We start from the raw sequence: 19,433 nt of genomic DNA, 5'->3' as shown, positions 1-19,433 counted from the left end.
AAAACGCAGCGGACGCGGCCCCGCTCACGCGCCCTCGCCCCCATTGTCCCCTTTCCCTGCCAGAGCGGCCACCGGAGAGAAGCGGGACAGCATCTGGGAGAGGTCCACGTCAGGCAGAAGCGCCCGCACGAGCAGGGAGAGCGCCCCCGTGATGCGCGAGCGCTGCTCGGGCTCGAGGGATCCCAGCTTCTCGAGCATCGCGGGAACCGTGGTCTGCCAGTTCTCGCTGAGGTCCGCGAAGGTATCCTTCCCGCTCGCGTAGAGCACCGAGAAGAGCAGGTTCACGACCTCCTCGCGCTGGTCCGTGGGCATGTTCGAGACCCACTCGTTGAGGCCGCGATCGATGAAGACCGCGCCGCGGCCGAGGCCTTCCTCGCACACGAAGGCGCCCTTCTCCACGATCCACGAGAACGGGTCGTGCTGCATGATGCCCGTCATCGACGAGCCCACCACGGTGTAGCCCCCCTCGTGCTCGAAGAGCATCCCGATGAGCGAGGAGCGTGGGACCGTCTTGGAGACGAGGCGCGCGCGATCCTCCCACGTCGTGCCCGCGAAGGCCTCGTCCATGAAGCCGGGGCCGTCGTGCGAGAAGACGCGCGCGACGTGCGCGGCCAGCTCGTCCGAGCATCGAGACAGCGCGTAGACGGCGAGGTTGCCACCCTTGGAGTGGCCTCCGAGGAAGAGCTCCCCCTCCACGGTGGGCCCCACCTCCTCGAGGTAGGCCAGAGCCGCGCACTGGGAGGGAACCCCCGTCCTGAAGACCATGTTGAAGTCCTCCTTCCAGCCCACGATCGTGTTGTCGGTGCCCCGAAACGAGACGTAGGCGTCACCCGAGGGCAGACGCAGCGTCACGGCGGCGAACTGCTTTTCGGACTCGCCGTCGAAGTCCTCGACGTAGTCGCTGACCCTAAGGTCCCTAAAGCGAGGGCTCGCCACCGCGCAGGCCAGGAGCCGCACGAGTCCCGCGGGATCCCAGAAGCCCCGCGTCATCTGGTCGAACCAATCCGCGCGGAAGAGCTCGTGCAGGGGCATCCCCTCGTGGGTGCGGGCCGCGCGGGCCTCGTCGGGCAGGCGATAGTAGGACAGGCAGGAGAGCACGAGGCTGTCCACGTCCGTCAGGGGGCGCTCGGCGAATCCCTCGAACTCGTGGGCGAGATAGCCGAACAGGTTGTCGGCGCTCTCGTAGTCGGCGCCGGCAAAGTCGCCGAACCCATGCGTGAGATGATCGAGCAGGTTGCCCCGGTCCTTCTCGGTCCTCTTGTCCCTCTTTGTCACGAACCTTCTCCTCTCCCCCGCGCCTGCGGCGCGCCTAGTGCTTCTTTCTTGGTTTGTAGCGCCGACGCGTCGCATGGGCGCTGCCCTTGCGCGCGCCGGTCTTGAGCCGCGCGATGACCTCCTCGGCGCTCCCGCCCTCGACCTGCGTCTTGAGCTCGACGAGCTGGTCGCGGATGCGCGCGGCGGCCTCGTAGTCCATGTTCTCGGACGCAGCGGCCATCTCCTCCTCGAGGGCGTCTATGACCTGGTGCACCTCGTCGGACGGCAGCTTGGCGAGCTCCACGGCCACCTCGCGCGCGTCGGCCGCGACGTCGGTGTCCGACAGGCTCTCGAACGCGCCGTGGCTCCCGGTGCCATGACGGTCGCGCGTCTTACCCTCGAGCGTTCGGTCGGCGTCGGAGATGAACGACGCGACATCCGTGATCGACTTCTTGATGGTCCGCGGCACGATGCCGTGCTCCTGGTTGTAGGCCTCCTGGATCTGGCGGCGGCGCATGGTCTCGTCCATGGCCAGGCGCATGGAGTCGGTCACCGAATCTGCGTACATGATGACCTCGCCCTGGGCGTTTCTGGCCGCGCGCCCCATGGTCTGGATGAGGGAGCGGCGGTTGCGCAGGAACCCCTCCTTGTCCGCGTCCAGGACGGCCACGAGGGAGACCTCGGGGATGTCCAGGCCCTCGCGCAGAAGGTTGATGCCCACGAGCACGTCGATCTTGCCCTCGCGCAGGTCGCGGATGATGTCCACGCGATCGAGCGTGGCCGTGTCCGAGTGCATGTAGTTGACCTTGATGCCCGCGTCGAGCAGGTGGTCGGTGAGGTCCTCGGCCATGCGCTTGGTGAGCGTGGTCACGAGCACGCGCTCGCCTCGAGCCGTGCGCTCCCTGATGCGGTCGATGAGGTCGTCGATCTGCCCCTCGACGGGGCGAATCTCGATCTTGGGGTCGAGAAGCCCCGTGGGGCGGATGATCTGCTCGACCTCTTGCTGGGTGACGGACTCCTCGTAGTCGCCCGGGGTGGCCGAGACGTAGATGAACTGGGGGATGCGCGCCTCGAACTCGTCGTAGCGCAGGGGGCGGTTGTCGAGCGCCGAGGGCAGGCGAAAGCCATGGTCGACGAGGGTCACCTTGCGCGAGCGGTCTCCCTCGTGCATGCCACGGATCTGGGGCACCGTGACGTGGGACTCGTCGATGATGCAGAGCATGTCCTGGGGGAAGTAGTCGATGAGCGTATAGGGGGGCTCACCCGGCTTGCGCCCATCCATGTGGCGCGAGTAGTTCTCGATGCCGTTGCAGTAGCCCATGGTCTCGAGCATCTCGAGGTCGTAGCCCGTGCGCTGGGAGAGGCGCTCGGCCTCCAGGGGCATGTCGTTGGCCTTGAGCTCGGCCACGCGCGCCTCGAGCTCCTCGTTGATGGTGTGGATTGCGTGCGTGATCTTGGGGCGCTCCGTGACGTAGTGCGAGGCCGGCCAGATGGGGATGGCGTCGAACTCGCGTAGGACCTCGCCGGTGAGCGAGTCCACCTCGGCGATGAGCTCGACCTCGTCGCCGAAGAAGGAGATGCGCAGCGGGTTCTCCGCGTACGGGGGAAACACGTCCACGGTATCGCCGCGCACGCGGAAGGTGCCCCGGCCGAGGTCGTAGTCATTGCGGTCGTACTGGATCTCTATGAGGCTGTGGATGAGCTCATCGCGCTCAAGCGGGACCTTCTTGTCCACGCTGGGGGCCAGCCCCGCGTAGTCCTGGGGGCTGCCGATGCCATAGATGCAGCTGACCGACGCCACCACGATGACGTCCCTGCGAGACAGAAGGCTCGAGGTGGCCTGGTGGCGCAGCTTCTCCACCTCCTCGTTGATGGAGGAGTCCTTCTCGATGTAGGTGTCCGTCTGCGGGACGTAGGCCTCAGGCTGGTAGTAGTCGTAGTAGGAGACGAAGTAGACCACGGCGTTTTGGGGGAAGAGCTCGCGCATCTCGGAGGCCACCTGCGCGGCGAGGGTCTTGTTGGGCTCCATGATGAGCGTGGGGCGGTTGAGGCGCTCGATGGTCTTGGCCATGGTGAAGGTCTTGCCCGAGCCGGTGACGCCCATGAGCGTCTGGTAGCGCAGGCCCTCCTCTATGCCGTGGACGAGCTTGTCTATGGCCTGGGGCTGGTCGCCGGCGGGCTCGAAGGGCGAGACGACCCTGAGGGCCTCGGTGCCCTGCTCGACGCCGAAACGCACGAGCTCCGCGCCAAAGCGCTCCTGGTCCTGCGGTTCGGGCGTCGTGTGTGCGACGGGCATGCGCGCTCCTCCCTACGACGATGTGCGTGCCCTACAGTGTACCCCAAGACCTCGATACCAAACAGGTGTTCTATACTTGTTTCCGACGGGCTTCCCCGCGCGTCGACGAACGCCGTGTGTCCGGGACCTGAGATAGAATCAGGCCTGAAAACAAGAAGAGATAGGAGCGCGCGTGGCGCACCGCAAGAAATCGAAGATATCCCCCAGAGACGCCGCGGTCCTGAGCGCGGTCGTGGCCGTCTTCTGCCTGATCGTCACCTTCTCCTCGCGGGGCAACGTCCGCCTGTTCACGCAGGGGCTCGTGGCGTCCATCGCGGCCGGCGGGTGCGCCCTGCACTTTGGCACCCTGTGGCAACGGGAGGAAGGGGGCCGAAAGCAGGCGGCTGGTGCGACCGGAATCGTGACGCAGAAGGCGTCCGCCAGCCTGGACGGCCTCCTGCTGCGCAGCGACGACGTCATCTTGACCCTACGCGACCTCGTCTCGCACGGGCAGGAGGAGCCGAACGCCGACTACGGACTGCTGCCCGCCCTGCTCGTGCGCGCGGGCCTCATGGACTGGGAGGGCGCCCCCGCCGTGGGCACCAGCAGGCTCAGGCGAAACGGGCGCTGGTGGCTCGCCCCGCGCACGGCCACCGAGCTCACAGACGCCGACTACGACCGCCTGATCAGCATAGAGGCAGCCCTCAACGTGTACGAGGACCTCGCCTCGCGGCCCGCCTTGCCCCAGGGGGGCTCCGAGGGGAGCGTGGCCCAGATCCTCTCCACCGTGGCCGACCTCGAGCCCCTCGCCCACCCTGGCGAGCAGGCCCTCGGGTACTTCCCCGACAGCGCCGAGAAGGGCGGCGAGTGGGACTGCCGCGTGCGCTTCTCCAGCTTCGTCGAGAACGTCCCCACGCCGTTTCGCAGCGTCGCGGACTTCAGGGCCAACGTCGCGGCGGGGGCCCTCTACGTCGAGACGCTCGTGCCGCGTCCCTCCTGCCTGGCCCTTGCGGCCGTCCTTGACCCGCGCGGTCAGGCGCGCTTGGCGCGCGCCTACGCGCTGAGGACCGCACTGCTCCTGGGACGCGGAGCCCTCGCGTCCTCGAGCGCGCTCGCGCACGTCGTGGTCAACTGCCGAGAGAAGACCAACGCCGACGTGCTCCTCTCGCTCGACCTCACGCGCGAGGCCCTCGAGCGGCTGCGCGCGGCGTCGCGCGGGCCCCACGCCCTCGACGGGGGACTGCCCGCCGACCCCGCCCTTCGCTGGGCTGCCGCCGAGGACGGCTGGCTCACCGGCGTCGAGCCCTTCTGCCTTCTGGACGACGAGGCCCTCAACCCGCCCGAGCGCCATCGCGAGGTCGAGCTCGATGACTCCCCCTGCCCGGACCCCCTCGCGCGCGCCACAGGCGCGCGCGAGATGAGCGACCTCGGCATCATGGAGAAGGCCGGGCGCGTAAGCTCCTGGAACGCCCTCGTCGTCGAGCTCGGCGACACGACCCAGGGCGCGGTCTCCCGGCTCGTCGGCCTGCGAGACCGCACGGCAGACCTCTCGGTGGCCGAGGCGTGCACGCGCACGAGCCGGGCGCTCGTGGACGGCACCCTCGACGTCACCAACAAGCCGGCGCTCGCCAAGCTCTTCGTGGACGGCGGCACCCTGGGCGCGGCCGCGCGCCACGTCCGAGAGGTACTCGACACGACCCCCGCCCCCGACGAGCTGGAGGCGGCCCTGGGCGCGCTCGACCTTGCCCTCTCCCCCATCACGCAGATGGGCCTCTACCTCGACGACCACGACTCGGTCTACCGCTACTTCAACTCGGTCTCCGAGCGCATCTCCTACAACCGCACCTGCGACGACCAGGGGCGTCGGGTACGACTCGTTCCCGACGAGTACTACGGCGCCCACTCGATCGCGGCGCGCGGCCTCAGCGTGCTCAACCGAGCGGACGAGGCGCTCGCCCACACCGACGAGCTCATGCGCGTGGCGCCCATGACGCCCGACGCCGCGCTTGCCAAGGTGCGCTGCCTTGAGGACCAGTCGCGCATCTTCGAGGCCGTTGACCTGCTCAAGGGGGCCATTGAACGCTCCTCGACGGCGCGCGACATGGCCATCTGCTTCTATCGCCTCGCGTACATGGAGTGGAAGCTCGGCAGGAGCGACCTCGCCGTGGCCTGCTACCAACGCTCGCTCACGCTGCACGCGGAGATGGCGGAGCAGACGCGCCGCGAACTCGCGGACATGCTCGAGGCGGACCGGAACCTCAGGGTCCTCGCCGACGACCAGGTCCTCCCCACCCTCGAGGCGGGGGGCATTCCCACGGGCGACCTCGGCCAGATCAGGCAGCGAACCCTTGACGCGCTCATCGCCTGCACGGACGCCGAGGTCTTCTCGGTGGCGCGGCCCCTCACGGGCGCGCTGCTTGACATCGGTCGCGACGACGTTCTCGTGGACGTCTACCACTCGCTCGCCCGCCCCCAGCGCTAGCTCGGACGCGGGTCCGGGCCGCGGGGCAAAGCCGGCTGGGCCGGCCACGCCGTCAGGCCCTACGCCGTCGCAGCTACCGCGATGCCCGCTGGGTAGCTCCGCTGGTAGCCCTCGTAGGCCAGGCGAACCCGCTCGAGGTAGGCGCGGGTCTCGGCGTACTCGATGCCGTCCGGAATGGAGCCGCCGCTTAAGATCCAGCCCTGGACGGACCCGAGGCCCGCGTTGTAGGCCGCCACGATCTCGTCGAGGGAGGAGAGCTGCCCCTGGAGATAGCCCAGGTAGGCGCAACCGTACTCGATGTTGGTCTCGGCGTTTGTGAGGTCTGCCGGATCGTAGGCCCCCGGATCCACGAGGCCCATCTCGGCGAGGTCGCGCGCGGTCTGGGGCATGAGCTGCATGAGGCCCACGGCGCCCGCCGAGGAGAGCGCCTCCGCGTCCCAGCTGGACTCGCACTTGATGACCGCGCAGGTCAGCGCGGGATCCACGCCATGGCGCTCGGAGGCCGCGACGATTGCCTCGGCATGCTCGACCGGATAGAAGACCGGGCGCAGAAGCGTCGTGGAGAACGTCGCGAGCGTCCCGCACACGGCGAGCGTCAGGACGAGCGCAGCCACGGGCAACACACGAAACCACCGCCAGAGGCGGACGGGGCGCGCGACGCGCCCCCGAGTGCGCCTACGACCAGCCATGCGTGTTCCACCAGCTGCGCACCGCCGTCATGAGGTCCTTCTCGTCCCCCGCGTTCTCAAGCACGCGGTCGGCATGGGCCCGTAGGTAGTCGTCGGTGGGCTGGGAGGCGCGACGCCGGTCGAAGTCGGCCGCGTCCATGCCGCGACCAGAGGCGCGCTCGCGACGCACCTCGACGGGGCAGGTCACGACGAGGATCTCGTCGGCGAGGTCGAACAGGGGCTCCATGCGGTCGAGCAGGGGGACCTCCACGACGCACACGGCCGGCTTGGACAGGGCGCAGCACTCGCCCGCGAGCGTGCGGACGAGCGCGCCCTTGATGTAGGGGAGCTCGATTGCCTCCAGAAGCGCCGTTGACGCAGCGTCGGAGAAGGCCCTGCGGGCGAGAAGCGCGCGGTCGAGCGCCCCGGTCCGCGCGTCCACGAGGTCGTCGCCAAAGGCGGCGGACACCTCGGCGAGACAGGCCGAGCCCGGCTCGAGGACGGCCCGCGAGATCTGGTCGAGGTCGACGCGCCAGGCTCCCAGGCGCTCGAGCTCGCGGGCGACGGTTGACTTGCCCGAGGCGATGCCCCCGGCGAGAAAGACGGTGTACACGGGTTACCCCTTGCTGCGGTTGAGATTCGTTTAGAGGCTTTTCTCATCATCGCACACGCAAGCGCCCGCCCTGCGCGGGGCGGGCGGTAAACGCGCTTTCTCCAGGGAGCCGGCAGACGCCACGCCGTTCGCTACGCGCGCCGAACGAGCCCCTCCTCCACGCGCCAGTCCTCGCAGCCGCTGAGCCAGCGCCGCTCGCGCTCGTCGTGGGTGACCCAGAAGACGCTCCTTCCGGCCAGAAGCGGAGCCACGTACGCCATGGTCCGCTCGACCGTGGCCTCGTCCATTCCCCTGAGGGGCTCGTCGAGGAAGAGCGCGTCCGCGTCCGCGAGCACGCAGCGCAGAAGGGCCACGCGACGACGCTGGCCCCCGGAGAGCTCGCGGACGGGACGCGCGTCCACGGTCAGGCCCACCGACTCCAGCGCCTGACGCTCGCGCGCCAGAAACGAGGCCTTCTGGTCACCGCGCAGGTGGGCGTGGGGCAGGCGCACGTTGGCCGTGGCCGTGAGGTTGTCGCAGAGGCGATCCTCCTGGAAGGTCGCCGCCAGGCGCGCGCCGCGAGGGCGCGCCACCGAGCCCGCGTCGGGTGCCTCGAGCCCCAGGAGCAGGCGCAGGAGCGTGGTCTTGCCCGCGCCCGAGGGGCCGCAGATCACGTGCGCGCGACCTCCCGTAAACGTCGCGGACGCCCCGGCGAGCACGCAGACGCTCCCGTAGGCCTTGCCGACGCCCACGAGCGCGAAGTCCGCGCCCTTGTCGGCGCTCATGGCCGTGCCTCCCAGCGCGCGACGAGCGCGTCGAGCCCGCGGGTCACGAGCGCCTCGATCCCTACCGAGAGGAGCACGACGGCTGCGGTCCACGCGAAGAGGTCCGGCGTGGCCAGGTAGACCTTGGCGTCGTAGAGGTGCTCGCCGATCGAGAGGTCCGGCAGGCCGATGACCTCGGCCGCAATGCCAGACTTCCAGGAGAGGCCCAGGGCGAGCGAGAGCGCCGCGCGCAGGTACGGCAGGACCTGCGCCGCGTACACGAACCTCACGCGCGCTCGTCCGCTCACGCCAAAGACGTCGGCCATCTCCAGGAGCTGGGGGTCGGTCTGGCGGATGCCCTCGAGCACGTTGGTATAGACGATGGGAAACGCCATCAGGAAGGAGATGATGACGGAGAGCTCGCGCGACGAGACCCACAGCAGCACCAGGATCACGAATGAGGCGACGGGGGCCGCCTTCACCGCGCCCACGACCGGAGCCAGAAGGGCCCGCACGGCCCGCACGCGGCTCGCGAGCGCCGCGCATGCCACGCCCGCCGCCACAGCCGCCAGAAACCCCGCGGCGATGCGGAGGAGCGAGAGGGCTACCGAGTCCCAGAACTCGCGAGTCCCCATGAGCTCGACGAGGCGCCCCGCGACCTCGAGGGGTCCCACGAGGATGATGCGCGATCCGATGACCCTGCTCGCGAGCCCCCAGACCACGAGCCAGAAGGCCACGCTCGCAAGCCGCTCGCCCCAGGGTCCCCGGAGAGCGGCCGGATGACGCTTGCCTCTGGCGTCCGTGCCCGGCGTCAAGGCGGGCCCTACGCGCCGTAGTAGAAGTCGTCGCCCGGCAGCGCCCCGCCCACGGCGTCGGCGTTCTGGTCGGACAGGACCGCAAGATAGCCGGAGAGCCGCTCCTTCATGTCGCTCCCGGTGACGCACACGATGTTGCACTCCGGCAGGGCCTTGGCCGCCACGGCCTCCGGCACGATATCGTAGTCGCCCACGAGCTTGGCCGCGTCGGCGACGTTATTGTTCACGAACTCGACCGACTCCGCGTAGTGGCCGAGAAACGCGTCAACCGCCGCGGGGTTCTCGTCGGCAAACGCCGAGCGCACGAGGGCGACGCCCGTGATGAGCGAACTCTGCTCGTCGCCAGACTGGACCGCGTCCCATTCCTTGTTGAGGTCGATGGCCACGCGAATCTGATCGTTTTGCATCTGGGCGGTGGTCACGAAGGGCTGCGGCAGCATCGCGATGCCACTCGGGTCCTCGGCGAGCGCGGCAACGCACTCGGCGTGCTCGCTCTTCCACTCCACCTGGACGTCCGTGCCCAGCTCAAGGCCATTCTTCTTCAGGATGTAGGAGAGCGCGTACTCGGGCGTGGCCCCCTTGCCACTGGCGTAGAGGGTCTTGCCCGCGAGGTCTGCCACCGTGGACACCGCGTCACCCTGCTCGCAGAGGTACAAGACGCCCAGCGTGTTGATCGCGATGACGCGCACGCCACCCTCGGTCTTGTTGTAGAGCACGGAGGCGAGGTTGGCCGGCACGGCCGCAACGTCGACCTCCTCCTTGGCGATGAGGGGGGCGACCTCGTCGACCGAGGACACGATCTGGAAGGTGTAGTCGTTGTCGGCCAGGTTGCCGGCGTCCGCCTCGCTCATGAAGCGCACGAGCCCCATGGCCGTGGGGCCCTTGAGAGCTGAGGTGCGCACCAAGACGGGCGCGGCCTCCTGCGTCGTCGACATCTGGTCGTCAGTCGCGGCCGTCTGGTCGGGCTGCTCGGCGGTGCCGCCGCAGGCCGCGAGCGCCAAGGCGGACGCGCCGGCGCCGACCAGCTTGAGAAACTCTCTTCTTCCGATCAAGGTAAGGTCCCCTCTTCGCTACGTGGACGTGCGACTCACGATACTACTAGAGTCGCACGTCCAACGCGAAGGGAGTCTGCGGAAGGGCTGGGGCTACGACTTGACCTCGAACTTGGTGTGGCACTTCGGGCAGCTCACACGCAGCGTCCCCTTGCCACGTGGCACGCGAACGCGTTGCCCGCACGAGGAGCACTTTGCGTGCTTGTAGCCCTTAACCTCGGCAAAGGCCGCCTTGGGGTTCTGGACCCACGGACGCACGGGTCCGAGCAGCCTGAGAAACGAGGCGTTCTCCCTCGAGCGGGCGCCCAGGTTCTTGGACTGGATGCGAAACATCGAGTAGACGAGCAGGGCGAGCGCGACCCAGCCGAGCCAGCTCGTTCGCACAAAGAAGTTCACGATCACGAGGACCGCCGCCACGTCCACGGAGAAACGCGCGAGATCGTCGGGCCCCTGTCTTCCTTGGAGCCAATCCACTGCCTTGCGCTGCCAGTCCCCAGATGCCATGACACGTTCCCTTCCACTGAGTGAGTCAATTTGGTTGTTCTACCCAATCCGTCCTAGAGAATTCGCGAAAGGGCCTCGGCTCTGCTGCAGTTTGGACCTTCGACACACGTTTTGCGATTCCGAGATGCAGTTTGCCCTTTCGACGCGCACCTCTTTTCTCGCTGCCCAAATATATCATATATAAAATTAATTATCTGAAGATGGGACTCAGCGAAGGGCCAGCCCAGAGCAGTGCGATAAAACCTGAAATGAATAATCCGAGGGGCCAGCCAAGGCGCGACCCCTGGGGGCGCGTGTCGAAAGCCCAAACCGCAGAAGCGGGCGCAGAAACGTGTACCGAAGGCCCAAACTGCAGCAAACGAGCCCGTCCTCAGCCAGAGGACGGGCTCGAAGCCGTGCATCCTAAGTCTCGGCGAGCCGCAGGGCATGCGCCCCTACGCGCGGCCCTCGCCCATGAGATAGGCGCGGCAGAGCTTCTCGGTCTGGACGAGCGCGTCCACGTGGCAGCGCTCGCGGCCGTGGGAGCTAAGGCACGCCATGCCAAAGGCCCCGCTCGCGAGGTCGTTGGTGTGCGTGTAGGCGGCGTTGGCGTCCGTGGAGTAGTGAAAGCAGACCTGGGTGTTCCACTTGCCCTCGTCGCAGGCAGTCGTGGCGCAGGCGATCAGCGTGTTGGTGAGGCCCCAGTCGTAGGGGCCCTTGGCGTCGGCGGCGATGATGCCCACGTTATGCTCGTCGGCGTCGTAGTCCGGCCCGATGAGCGTGATGTCGAGGGCCACGTACTCCGAGACGTCGGCGGGCACCCAGACACCACCGTGGCCGATCTCCTCGTAGATGGGAAACGCGAAGAGGGTGTCGTAGACGGGCTTCTCGCCCGTGGTCGCGAGCCAACGCAGAACGTCGAGCAGCACGGAGACGGCCGCCTTGTCGTCGATGTGGCGGCTGACCAGGTAGCCGTTGTCGAACTCCTCGAAGTGGGGGTCGATGCCCACGATGGCTCCCTCGCTCACGCCGAGGGCACGCGCGTCCGCCGGGCAGCTCACGTCACCGATAATCGAGACGGACATGGTGTCCTCGGTCCGCTCGTCGGTCTTGGCCTCGGCCCAGACGTGCACCGAGTGGTGGTTGCAGACGACCTGGCCGGACACCGTGCGGCCGTCGCGGCAGTGGATGAGGCAGGTCTCGCCCTCGATGCTGTGGTAGTTGATTCCGCCGAGCTGGCGAACGCGCAGGGTGCCGTCGTCGTTGAAGCCGCGCACGATGAGCCCGATGGTGTCCAGGTGGGCCCCCACGCAGACGGTCTTGGAGCCGTCGCGCCCGGCGACGCGCACGTAGGCGGTCTGCTTGCGGTCGACGGTCATCTCATAGCCCATCTCGGCGAGGACCTCGTGCAGCCACTCGTGAATCTCGGGGTAGTAGCCCACAGGGCTCTCGATCTCGACGCATTCGTGAAGCGTCCGAACCAGGCGCTCGGGATCTATCTCGTAGCTCATTGCCACTCCTTCGTCCTCATTCATACCGTTCGCCCTCCCCTACGCCGTCTGTGGCCGTGCGTAGAGGCCGACCAGCGCCTGCAGCATGTCGACCATGGACTCGAGCTCGCGCACGGGCACGAACTCCCGCACGCCATGGGCGTTGTAGTAGCACGCCGAGAGGTTCGCGCAGGCGAAGCCCCTGAAGGAGAGCTGGGAGCCGTCGGTGCCGCCGCGCATGGGGATGCAGGTCATCTCCTGCCCGATCGCGGCGTAGGCGGAGCGCGCGTTCTCGATCAGATGGGCGTTCTCGGGGAGGCAGACCACGTCGGCGAGGTTGCGGTACTGATCGTGAATCTCGATTGAGAGGACGTCAGTGCCAAACTGGGCGTTCACGAGTTGGACTGCGTCGCGCAGAATCTGGGCGCGGCGTTCCATCTGCGCCTGGTCGTGGTCGCGGATGATGTAGTCGGCGCTCGCCTCCTCGCAGCTGCCCTCCATGCGCTCGAGGTAGAAGAAGCCGTCGTAGCCCTCGGTGAACTCGGGGCGCTCCGCGGGGGGGACCAGCTGGTGGAAGCGCATGATGGCCTCGGAGGCGTTGATCATCGTAGCCTTGGCCGTGCCCGTGTGGACCGAGAGCCCACGGGCGCGCACGTGGGCCTCGGCGGCGTTGAACGTCTCGTAGCAGAACTCGCCGAGCGGGCCGCCGTCGATGGTGTAGCCGAAGGTCGCGCCGAACTCGTCGAGGTCGAGCAGGGCCGCCCCGTGGCCGATCTCCTCGTCCGGGACGAAGGCGAAGGCCAGGCGGGGGTGCGGCAGGGCCGGGTCGGCCTTGAGGCGGGCGAGCAGGGAGACGCACATGGCGTCGCCGGCCTTGTCGTCTCCGCCCAAAAGCGAGGTTCCGTCTGCCGTCACGAGCTCGGTGCCCGCCAGGTGCTCGAGCTGCGGGTTCGTGGCGGGGCTGATGACGACGGGGCGTCCGTCGCGACCCTGGCCGATGACGAACTCCCCTCCCTCGTAGCGACGTATGAGCGGGTGCACGGGGTCGCCCCAGCTCTGCCACGCCGTGTCGATGTGGCAGCAGAACCCGAGGGTGGGCAGCTCCACGCAGCCCTCGCTCGCGGGCCAGTGGGCCGTGACATAGGCGTGCTCGTCCACCTTTACGTCAGGGGCGCCCAGCTCGCGCAGGTCATCGGCAATGACCTCGGCAATCTTGAACTGGGACTCGGTCGACGGGACGTGGTCCGCCGTCAGGGGGTCGGACTGCGAGGCAACCGCGCAATAGCGCACGAATCGATCAACAACGTCGGACATGGCTCCTGCTTTCTCCCGCTCGCGCGGGGTCGCTGTTATCTGCCTCGATTATGCGCCGCCCGCATGAGCCGCGAGAAATCTGACCCCCGCTCGTAAAGAACACCCGTGAGGACCTACGACGACGGGGCCTCCTCGGCCTCGGCAAGGGCGCGGGCCATGACGGGCTCGCGCTCCTCGTCCGTGAGGTCCTCGTCGTAGAGATGGCAGGCGCACTGGTGGCCGCCGGTGACCTCGCGCATCTGGGGCACGCGCTCGCTGCAGACCCTCATGCAGCGCGGGCAGCGCGTGTGGAACACGCAGCCCGTGGGCGGGTTGGTGGGGCTAGGGACGTCGCCCTCGAGGATCTTCTTGTCCTGGATGCGCTCGTGACGAATCTGCGGGATGACGGCGAGCAGCGCCTGCGTGTAGGGATGCAGGGGATTATCGAAGAGCTCCTCCTTACCCGCAAGCTCCATCGTGTGACCAAGGTACATGACCATGACCGTGTCGGCGATATGCTTGACGACGGAGAGGTCGTGGCTGATGAAGATGTACGACAGGCCGAGCGAGTCCTGGAGCTCCTCGAGCAGGTTGATGACCTTGGCCTGGACCGAGACGTCGAGCGCCGAGACGGGCTCGTCGCAGACCACGACCTCGGGCTCGAGCACGATGGCGCGCGCGATGCCGATGCGCTGGCGCTGGCCGCCCGAGAACTCGTGCGGGTAGCGATACTTGAACGCAAGGTCCAGCCCCACGGCACCCATGATCTCTTCCACGCGGGCATCGCGCTCGGCGCGGGTCTGGTAGGTGCCCGCGATGTCGATCGGCTCGGCGATGATGTCGGCCACAGTCATGCGCGGGTTGAGCGAGGAGTACGGGTCCTGGAAGATGAGCTTCATCTTCTGGCGGGCGCGCGTGAGGGCCTCGCCGGAGAGCTTGGTGAAGTCCTCGCCGTCGAGAAGGACCGTGCCCTCGGTGGGCTCGGTCAGCCGCAGGACGCACTTGCCCGTGGTGGACTTGCCGCAGCCGGACTCCCCCACGATGGCGAAGGTCTCGCCGCGGTGCACGGTGAACGAGGCGTCCTCGAGCGCGTGGACCTGGGCCGCCGCCTTGCCAAAGAGGCCCTTCTTGACCGGATAGCGCTTGGTGAGGTGCTCGACCTCCAGGACGGCGTCACCCATGTCTGCCTTCTTGCCCATCGGCTACTCCCCCCACTTCGTCTGGTCGAACATCCAGCAGGCCACGGTGTGGTTCTCGTCGCCGTCGAGCGCGGCCACGCTCGGGCACTCTTGGCGGCACACGTCTCTGGCGTACGGGCACCTGGGGTGGAAGGGGCAGCCATGGGGCAGCTCGTCGAGCATGGGAACGTTGCCGGGAATGGCAAAGAGCTTGTCCACGACGTCATCCATCGACGGGATCGAGTTGATGAGGCCGATGGAATACGGGTGCTTGGGGTTGGTGAACAGCTCGGAGGCCGTGGTGTACTCGACGAGGTGACCGGCGTACATGACGGCCACCCAGTCGGCCATCTCGGACACGACGCCCATGTCATGCGTGATGAGCATGACGGCGGTGCCCAGCTCCGCGCGCATGCGGTCGATGAGCTGCAGGATCTGCGCCTGGATCGTGACGTCAAGGGCCGTGGTGGGCTCGTCGCAGATGAGCAGCGACGGCTGGCAGGCCAGGGCCATGGCGATCATCACGCGCTGGCGCATGCCGCCGGAGAGCTCGTGCGGGTAGCTCCTGAAGACCTTCTCGGGGGCGGGGATGCCCACGAGGCGAATCATCTCGAGGGCGCGCTCGTCAGCCTCTTTCTTGTCCATCTGGGGGTTGTGGACGAGGATGCCCTCGCGAATCTGCCGACCGGCGCGCATGACCGGATTGAGGGAGGTCATGGGCTCCTGGAAGATCATGCCGATCTTGCTGCCGCGATAGGCGCGCATCTCGTCGCGGGAGAGCTGGGCGAGGTCGGTCCCCTCCAACCTGATCGAGCCCCCCACGATCTTGGCGGGCGGCTGGGGCAGAAGGCCCATGATCGACAGGGCCGTCATGGACTTGCCGCAGCCGGACTCGCCGACCACGGCCAGGGTCTCGCCCGTGCGCATCACGAAGGAGAGGCTGCGGATGGCGGGCAGCTCCCCGTCCTCGGTGAACAGGGTCACGGAGAGGTCATCGACGTCGAGAAGGACCTCTGAGCGTCCCGCGGCCTCGAGCTCGTGCTCGGTGATCTTCTCGGCGACGGTGCGCAGCTCGGCGTTGACCGAGACGTTCGTTTCAGACATGGGTCCCCCTTCCTAGGAGCGCATCTTGGGATCGAGGGCGTCGCGCAGCGCGTCGCCCAGGAGGTTAAACGCCATGACCGTGATGATGATGGCGATGCCGGGGATGACGCTGTAGTACGTGCTCGACTGTATGTAGGGCTGGCTGGCCGAGATCATCTGCCCCCAGCTCGCCATCGGCGGCTGGACACCCAGACCCAGAAAGGACAGAGAGGCCTCGGACAGGATCGCCGACGGGATGCCCAGGGTGGAGGTCACGATGAGCGTGGAGACGCAATTGGGCAGCAGGTGCTTCATGATGATGCGCCAGCTCTTGCCACCCGAGAGGATGCAGCTCTGGATGTACTCGGAGCCCTTGAGGCGCATGACGTCGCCGCGCACGAGGCGCGCCGTGGAGGTCCACATGAGCAGGCCCAGAGCCACGTAGAGGTTGATGAGGCCCGGTCCCAGGGCGAACATGACGACGATCGCAAAGAGCAGGAACGGGAAGCTCGAGAAGACCTGGATTACGAAGGAGATCACCGCGTCCACCTTGCCGCCAAAGTAGCCCGCGGCGACGCCGGCGAGAAACCCGATGACGAGCGCGATGGCCTGGGAGACCACCCCGACCGAGAGGGACACTCTGCAGCCGTAGATGACGCGCGAGAGGATGTCGCGGCCGAACTCGTCGGTACCAAAGGCGTGGGCCGCCGAGGGGGCCTTGAGCATGTTGGTGAGCTCCTGGGCGTCCGGGTCATAGGGTGCGAGCAGCGGGGCGCAGAGCGCCACGAGGACGAGAGCGACCACCGCGACCAGGCAGAACACGCCAAGCTTGTTCTTCTTGAAGATGTTCCAGCTCACGGCCCAGTAGCTCGACGCCCGCTTCTTGCCCGAGGCGTCCGGATCCCCGTCGGGCGCCTGGGGAATCTGGGCCTCGCTCGCACGCCCCGCGACCTGCTCGGCGCTCTGGACCTTGCGATCGCGCCTGTCGCTCGTAAAGAGTGCCATTACGCAGCCGCCTCCTCTCCCAGTCGGATGCGCGGGTCGGCGACGGCGTACAGGATGTCGACGATGAGATAGACCACGACGCAAATGATGGCGATGTACATAACGCCACCCTCAATGAGGGGCAGGTCACGGGCATTGATGGCGTCGAGCAGGAGCTTGCCCATGCCCGGCATGCCAAAGATCGACTCGATGAGGATGGAGCCCGTGAAGATGTCACCGAGCTGGGTGCCCGCGATCGTGATGATGGGAATGAGGGCGTTGCGCAGACCGTGCCTCAAGATAACGGCCCACTTTCGGATGCCCTTGGCCTCCGCCGTGCGCATGAAGTCCTGCGAGAGGACCTCGATCATGCTCGTGCGCGTGACGCGGGCGATGGAGGCGGCGTAGCGCACGCCGAGCGCGATGACAGGGAGTACGAAGGCCTGCCAGGTCTTTATACCCGAGAGCGGGAACCACTTGAGCGTGAGGGCGAAGATGATCTGGAGGATGACCGCTACCCAGAAGACCGGCGCGGAGATGCCCAGGATCGAGAGGGACATGAGCGTGCGATCGAGGGCCCGACCGTGGTTGACCGCCGATACGATGCCCACGACCAGGCCGGAGGCGAGCGCGAGCAGGTAGGCGAGGCCGGCCAGCCTGACGGTGGTGCCCAGGGCGTTGACGATGAGGTCGATGACCGGCTTGCGCTGGGCGTACGAGGTTCCGAAGTCACCGCGCAGCATGTTGGTGAGCCAGGTGAAGAACTGCTCGATGACGGGCTTGTTAAGGCCCATCTGCTCGCGGACCCGCTCGATGGTGGCGTCATCGGCCATGTCACCCACCATGATGCGCACCGGGTCTCCCGGCACGATGTTCAGCACGAAGAACGTGATGGCCGAGATGGCAAGGACGACGCCCACGGCCAGCAGGATCCTCTTGATGAGATAGTCTCTCACCACCCGCTCCTTCCTGTTCGCACGGACGATGCGGAGCCTCTCGCTGCGCCGCCCGCTTCAAGAGCGGGCGTCTCGGCACGAAGCTTCGCGCCGAGACGCCCGCGAGGTCCCCTGGAGGATGCTACGCCGTGGTGTAGCTCTCGTCGGTGGTGTCGATGTCAAGATCGAACATGTGATAGATGAGGTTGCCGACCTTGGCGTTCTTGACGTAGGGCTTGGCCACGAAGGAGTTCTTGGGCCAGAACAGGGGGACCGTCGCAAAGTCGGTGCGCGTGACGAGGTTGTCGGCCTCCATGTAGAGCTGCTTGCGCTCGTCGGGATCCTGCGAGCGCCGCGCGCGGCTCACAAGGTCGTCGAACTCGGAGTTGTCATAGAAGGAGGACTTGCCGGCGGCATTGGTGCTGTAGAAGTACGTGTAGAGGTGGTTGTCCGCGTCCGCGTAGAGGGGGAACCATGCGAGGGCCGTGATCTGGAGGTTGCCGTCGGCCCAGTCCGAGGCCCAGACGCCATTGTCCTCGGTCTGAAGGGAGAGCTCGACGCCAATCTCGCTCCAGTAGCTCTGAATGACGGTCATGTACTTCTCGTAGACGCCAGCGCGAATCTTGGCCTCGAGCTTGAGCCCGGAGACGCCGGCCTCGGCGAGAAGCTCCTTGGCGCGCTCGGGGTCGTAGGGCAGCTCGGCCGAGGAGTCGTAGCCCGGGGTCTGCGGGGCGAGCCAGCCCGTGGCGGCAACGCCGGCACCGTTGAGCACGGTGTCGATGAGCTCCTGGCGGTTGACGGCGAGCGAGAGCGCCTGGCGCACACGGACGTCCTCGAGGCCCATCCCCTCCTTGAGGTTCAGGTTCACGAAGTGCACGCCGAGCGTGTCGTAGAGGGTGATCTGGTCGGCAACCTCGGTGTCGGCCTGATACTGGGCGATCTGGTCGGCCGCGAGGTCGCACCAGTCGATGTCGCCGTTCTTGTAGGCCATCAGCTTGGTGTTGTTGTCGTCATAGAAGATGTAGTCGAGCTCGTCGAGGGCGGGCTCGCCATCATGGTAGTCGGCGAACTTCTCCATGACGACCTCGGTGGTGTCGTCGTTGGAGACGATCTTGTACTTGCCGGTGCCCACGCAGTTGGTGCCCCAGCCCCACTGATCGCCCGCCTCCTCGCAGGCCTTCTGCGGGAAGATCTGGGCGTAGTTGATGCCCAGGTTGTTCACGAAGGTGACCATGGGTTCGGAGAGCACGAAGGTGAAGTGGGTGTCGTCCTCCACGGTGAGACCCTCGAGCTCGGTTGCCGTGCCGGCCAGCATCTCAGGGGCACCCTTGATCAGATCGTACATGTAGGTGGACTTGGCGGCCGTGGAGGGGGTGAACATGCGCTCGAAGGTGAATTTGACGTCGGAGGCCGTGAGCGTGGAGCCGTCGTGGCACAAGATGTTGTCCTTAAGCGTGCAGTGCAGCGTCACGCCGTCGTCCTCGAACGTGGGAATCTCGGTGAGCAGGCAGGTCACGAGCTCGTTGTCCTCGGTCCAGCGCAGGGGCGCCTCGAAGACGGAGTCCGCGATGGACGAGGATCCGGAGTTCGTGGACTTCTGCATGTCCAGGCCCAGCTTGGCGTTGGTCTGGCCGAAGCGCAGAATCTTCTTCTTGGCTCCCCCGTCCGTGGTGGAGCCGCCGTCCGAGCCTCCGCAGCCCGCGAGGGTCGCCGCAGACGCACTGGCGCCTGTCAGAGCGGCACCCTTAAGGAAGCTGCGACGAGTCATGGTGTTTGCCATTGGTCGTACCTTTCTCTTCTGCCTCTGCGCGCTGCCTACGGCATGCGCCAAAGGATGCGAGGCCCCCTTTGCGGGGCCCCTGGCTTCTGCTTCATTATCAATGGTGACGTCAAGGTGCGCGCAAGGATTAAACCGCAGTTTACATTGGGGCAGGCGCCCCCTGTGCAAGGCCCGCACGCCGGCGCGCACCCCTGGATACGTTCAAGCTGCTCATGAATCCGGGGCTGGAGCACGCGCAAGCCGGGTTCGCTCACGAATGGGGAGCTGGGAGCAGCGCACATGAGGCCCGTTCGTGCCACAGGCCT

Annotated in this window: 16 protein-coding genes; 1 reads left to right on the top strand and 15 read right to left on the bottom strand. The window is 67.1% G+C overall.

Annotated features, from left to right (window positions below; all coding sequences use genetic code 11):
• Positions 1–24: 24 nt before the first annotated feature.
• Together INP52_RS03390 and uvrB are read right to left on the bottom strand one after the other, a co-directional pair.
• Positions 25–1,275: a DUF2974 domain-containing protein gene (locus tag INP52_RS03390; protein ID WP_194372403.1), complete on the bottom strand. Its 1,251-nt coding sequence runs from the start codon at positions 1,273–1,275 to the stop codon at positions 25–27.
• A gap of 34 nt (positions 1,276–1,309) precedes the next feature.
• Positions 1,310–3,550, bottom strand: a complete 2,241-nt coding sequence (gene uvrB, locus INP52_RS03385; RefSeq protein ID WP_194372402.1) for an excinuclease ABC subunit UvrB — start codon at positions 3,548–3,550, stop codon at positions 1,310–1,312.
• 172 nt (positions 3,551–3,722) lie between these two features.
• Here uvrB and INP52_RS03380 point away from each other — a divergent pair, with 172 nt between their 5' ends.
• On the top strand, positions 3,723–6,011 hold the full coding sequence (locus tag INP52_RS03380) for a tetratricopeptide repeat protein (RefSeq protein WP_194372401.1): 2,289 nt from the start codon (positions 3,723–3,725) through the stop codon (positions 6,009–6,011).
• Positions 6,012–6,070: 59 nt separating this feature from the next.
• Here INP52_RS03380 and INP52_RS03375 read toward each other — a convergent pair whose 3' ends face one another.
• The 13 genes from INP52_RS03375 to INP52_RS03315 all read right to left on the bottom strand — a co-directional run bounded on the left by INP52_RS03375 (position 6,071) and on the right by INP52_RS03315 (position 19,128).
• Complete coding sequence (locus INP52_RS03375) at positions 6,071–6,700, bottom strand: lytic transglycosylase domain-containing protein (RefSeq protein WP_194372400.1); 630 nt, start codon at positions 6,698–6,700, stop codon at positions 6,071–6,073.
• The gene (gene coaE / locus INP52_RS03370; RefSeq protein WP_194372398.1) at positions 6,687–7,292 is read right to left on the bottom strand and encodes a dephospho-CoA kinase; all 606 of its coding nucleotides are present in this window, start codon (positions 7,290–7,292) and stop codon (positions 6,687–6,689) included. Before coaE ends, INP52_RS03375 begins: the two co-directional genes overlap by 14 nt.
• A 131-nt stretch (positions 7,293–7,423) precedes the next feature.
• On the bottom strand, positions 7,424–8,056 hold the full coding sequence (locus INP52_RS03365; RefSeq protein ID WP_194372396.1) for an ATP-binding cassette domain-containing protein: 633 nt from the start codon (positions 8,054–8,056) through the stop codon (positions 7,424–7,426).
• Entirely contained in the window at positions 8,053–8,772 is a 720-nt protein-coding gene (locus INP52_RS03360; RefSeq protein WP_228478403.1) for an ABC transporter permease, read from the bottom strand. The genes INP52_RS03365 and INP52_RS03360 overlap by 4 nt, the downstream gene beginning before the upstream one ends.
• Before the next feature lie 86 nt (positions 8,773–8,858).
• Complete coding sequence (locus tag INP52_RS03355; RefSeq protein ID WP_228478402.1) at positions 8,859–9,902, bottom strand: ABC transporter substrate-binding protein; 1,044 nt, start codon at positions 9,900–9,902, stop codon at positions 8,859–8,861.
• Between the two features lie 93 nt (positions 9,903–9,995).
• On the bottom strand, positions 9,996–10,406 hold the full coding sequence (locus tag INP52_RS03350; RefSeq protein ID WP_194372394.1) for a zinc ribbon domain-containing protein: 411 nt from the start codon (positions 10,404–10,406) through the stop codon (positions 9,996–9,998).
• A 434-nt stretch (positions 10,407–10,840) separates the two neighbouring features.
• Positions 10,841–11,896, bottom strand: coding sequence for a zinc-binding metallopeptidase family protein (locus INP52_RS03345; protein ID WP_194372392.1), 1,056 nt, complete (start codon positions 11,894–11,896; stop codon positions 10,841–10,843).
• A 39-nt stretch (positions 11,897–11,935) separates the two neighbouring features.
• Positions 11,936–13,189 carry a peptidase T gene (gene pepT, locus INP52_RS03340; RefSeq protein WP_194372391.1) on the bottom strand — a complete coding sequence of 418 codons (1,254 nt, stop codon included), beginning with the start codon at positions 13,187–13,189 and terminating at the stop codon, positions 11,936–11,938.
• A 113-nt stretch (positions 13,190–13,302) separates the two neighbouring features.
• Positions 13,303–14,367, bottom strand: a complete 1,065-nt coding sequence (locus INP52_RS03335) for an ABC transporter ATP-binding protein (RefSeq protein ID WP_194372389.1) — start codon at positions 14,365–14,367, stop codon at positions 13,303–13,305.
• 3 nt (positions 14,368–14,370) lie between these two features.
• A complete protein-coding gene (locus INP52_RS03330) occupies positions 14,371–15,450 on the bottom strand; it encodes an ABC transporter ATP-binding protein (protein ID WP_194372386.1) in 1,080 nt (359 codons plus the stop codon).
• A 12-nt stretch (positions 15,451–15,462) separates the two neighbouring features.
• Complete coding sequence (locus INP52_RS03325; protein ID WP_194372384.1) at positions 15,463–16,434, bottom strand: ABC transporter permease; 972 nt, start codon at positions 16,432–16,434, stop codon at positions 15,463–15,465.
• Positions 16,434–17,369 (bottom strand): ABC transporter permease, encoded by a 936-nt coding sequence (locus INP52_RS03320; RefSeq protein ID WP_194372382.1) that lies wholly within the window; start codon positions 17,367–17,369, stop codon positions 16,434–16,436. Before INP52_RS03320 ends, INP52_RS03325 begins: the two co-directional genes overlap by 1 nt.
• A gap of 121 nt (positions 17,370–17,490) precedes the next feature.
• The gene (locus INP52_RS03315) at positions 17,491–19,128 is read right to left on the bottom strand and encodes an ABC transporter substrate-binding protein (protein WP_194372380.1); all 1,638 of its coding nucleotides are present in this window, start codon (positions 19,126–19,128) and stop codon (positions 17,491–17,493) included.
• Positions 19,129–19,433: the final 305 nt, after the last annotated feature.

Source organism: Thermophilibacter immobilis (genome assembly GCF_015277515.1).
GTDB classification, from domain to species: Bacteria; Actinomycetota; Coriobacteriia; order Coriobacteriales; family Atopobiaceae; genus Thermophilibacter; species Thermophilibacter immobilis.
Note: the sequence above shows the minus strand (reverse complement) of the source record. Positions and strands in the feature narration are given on the sequence as shown.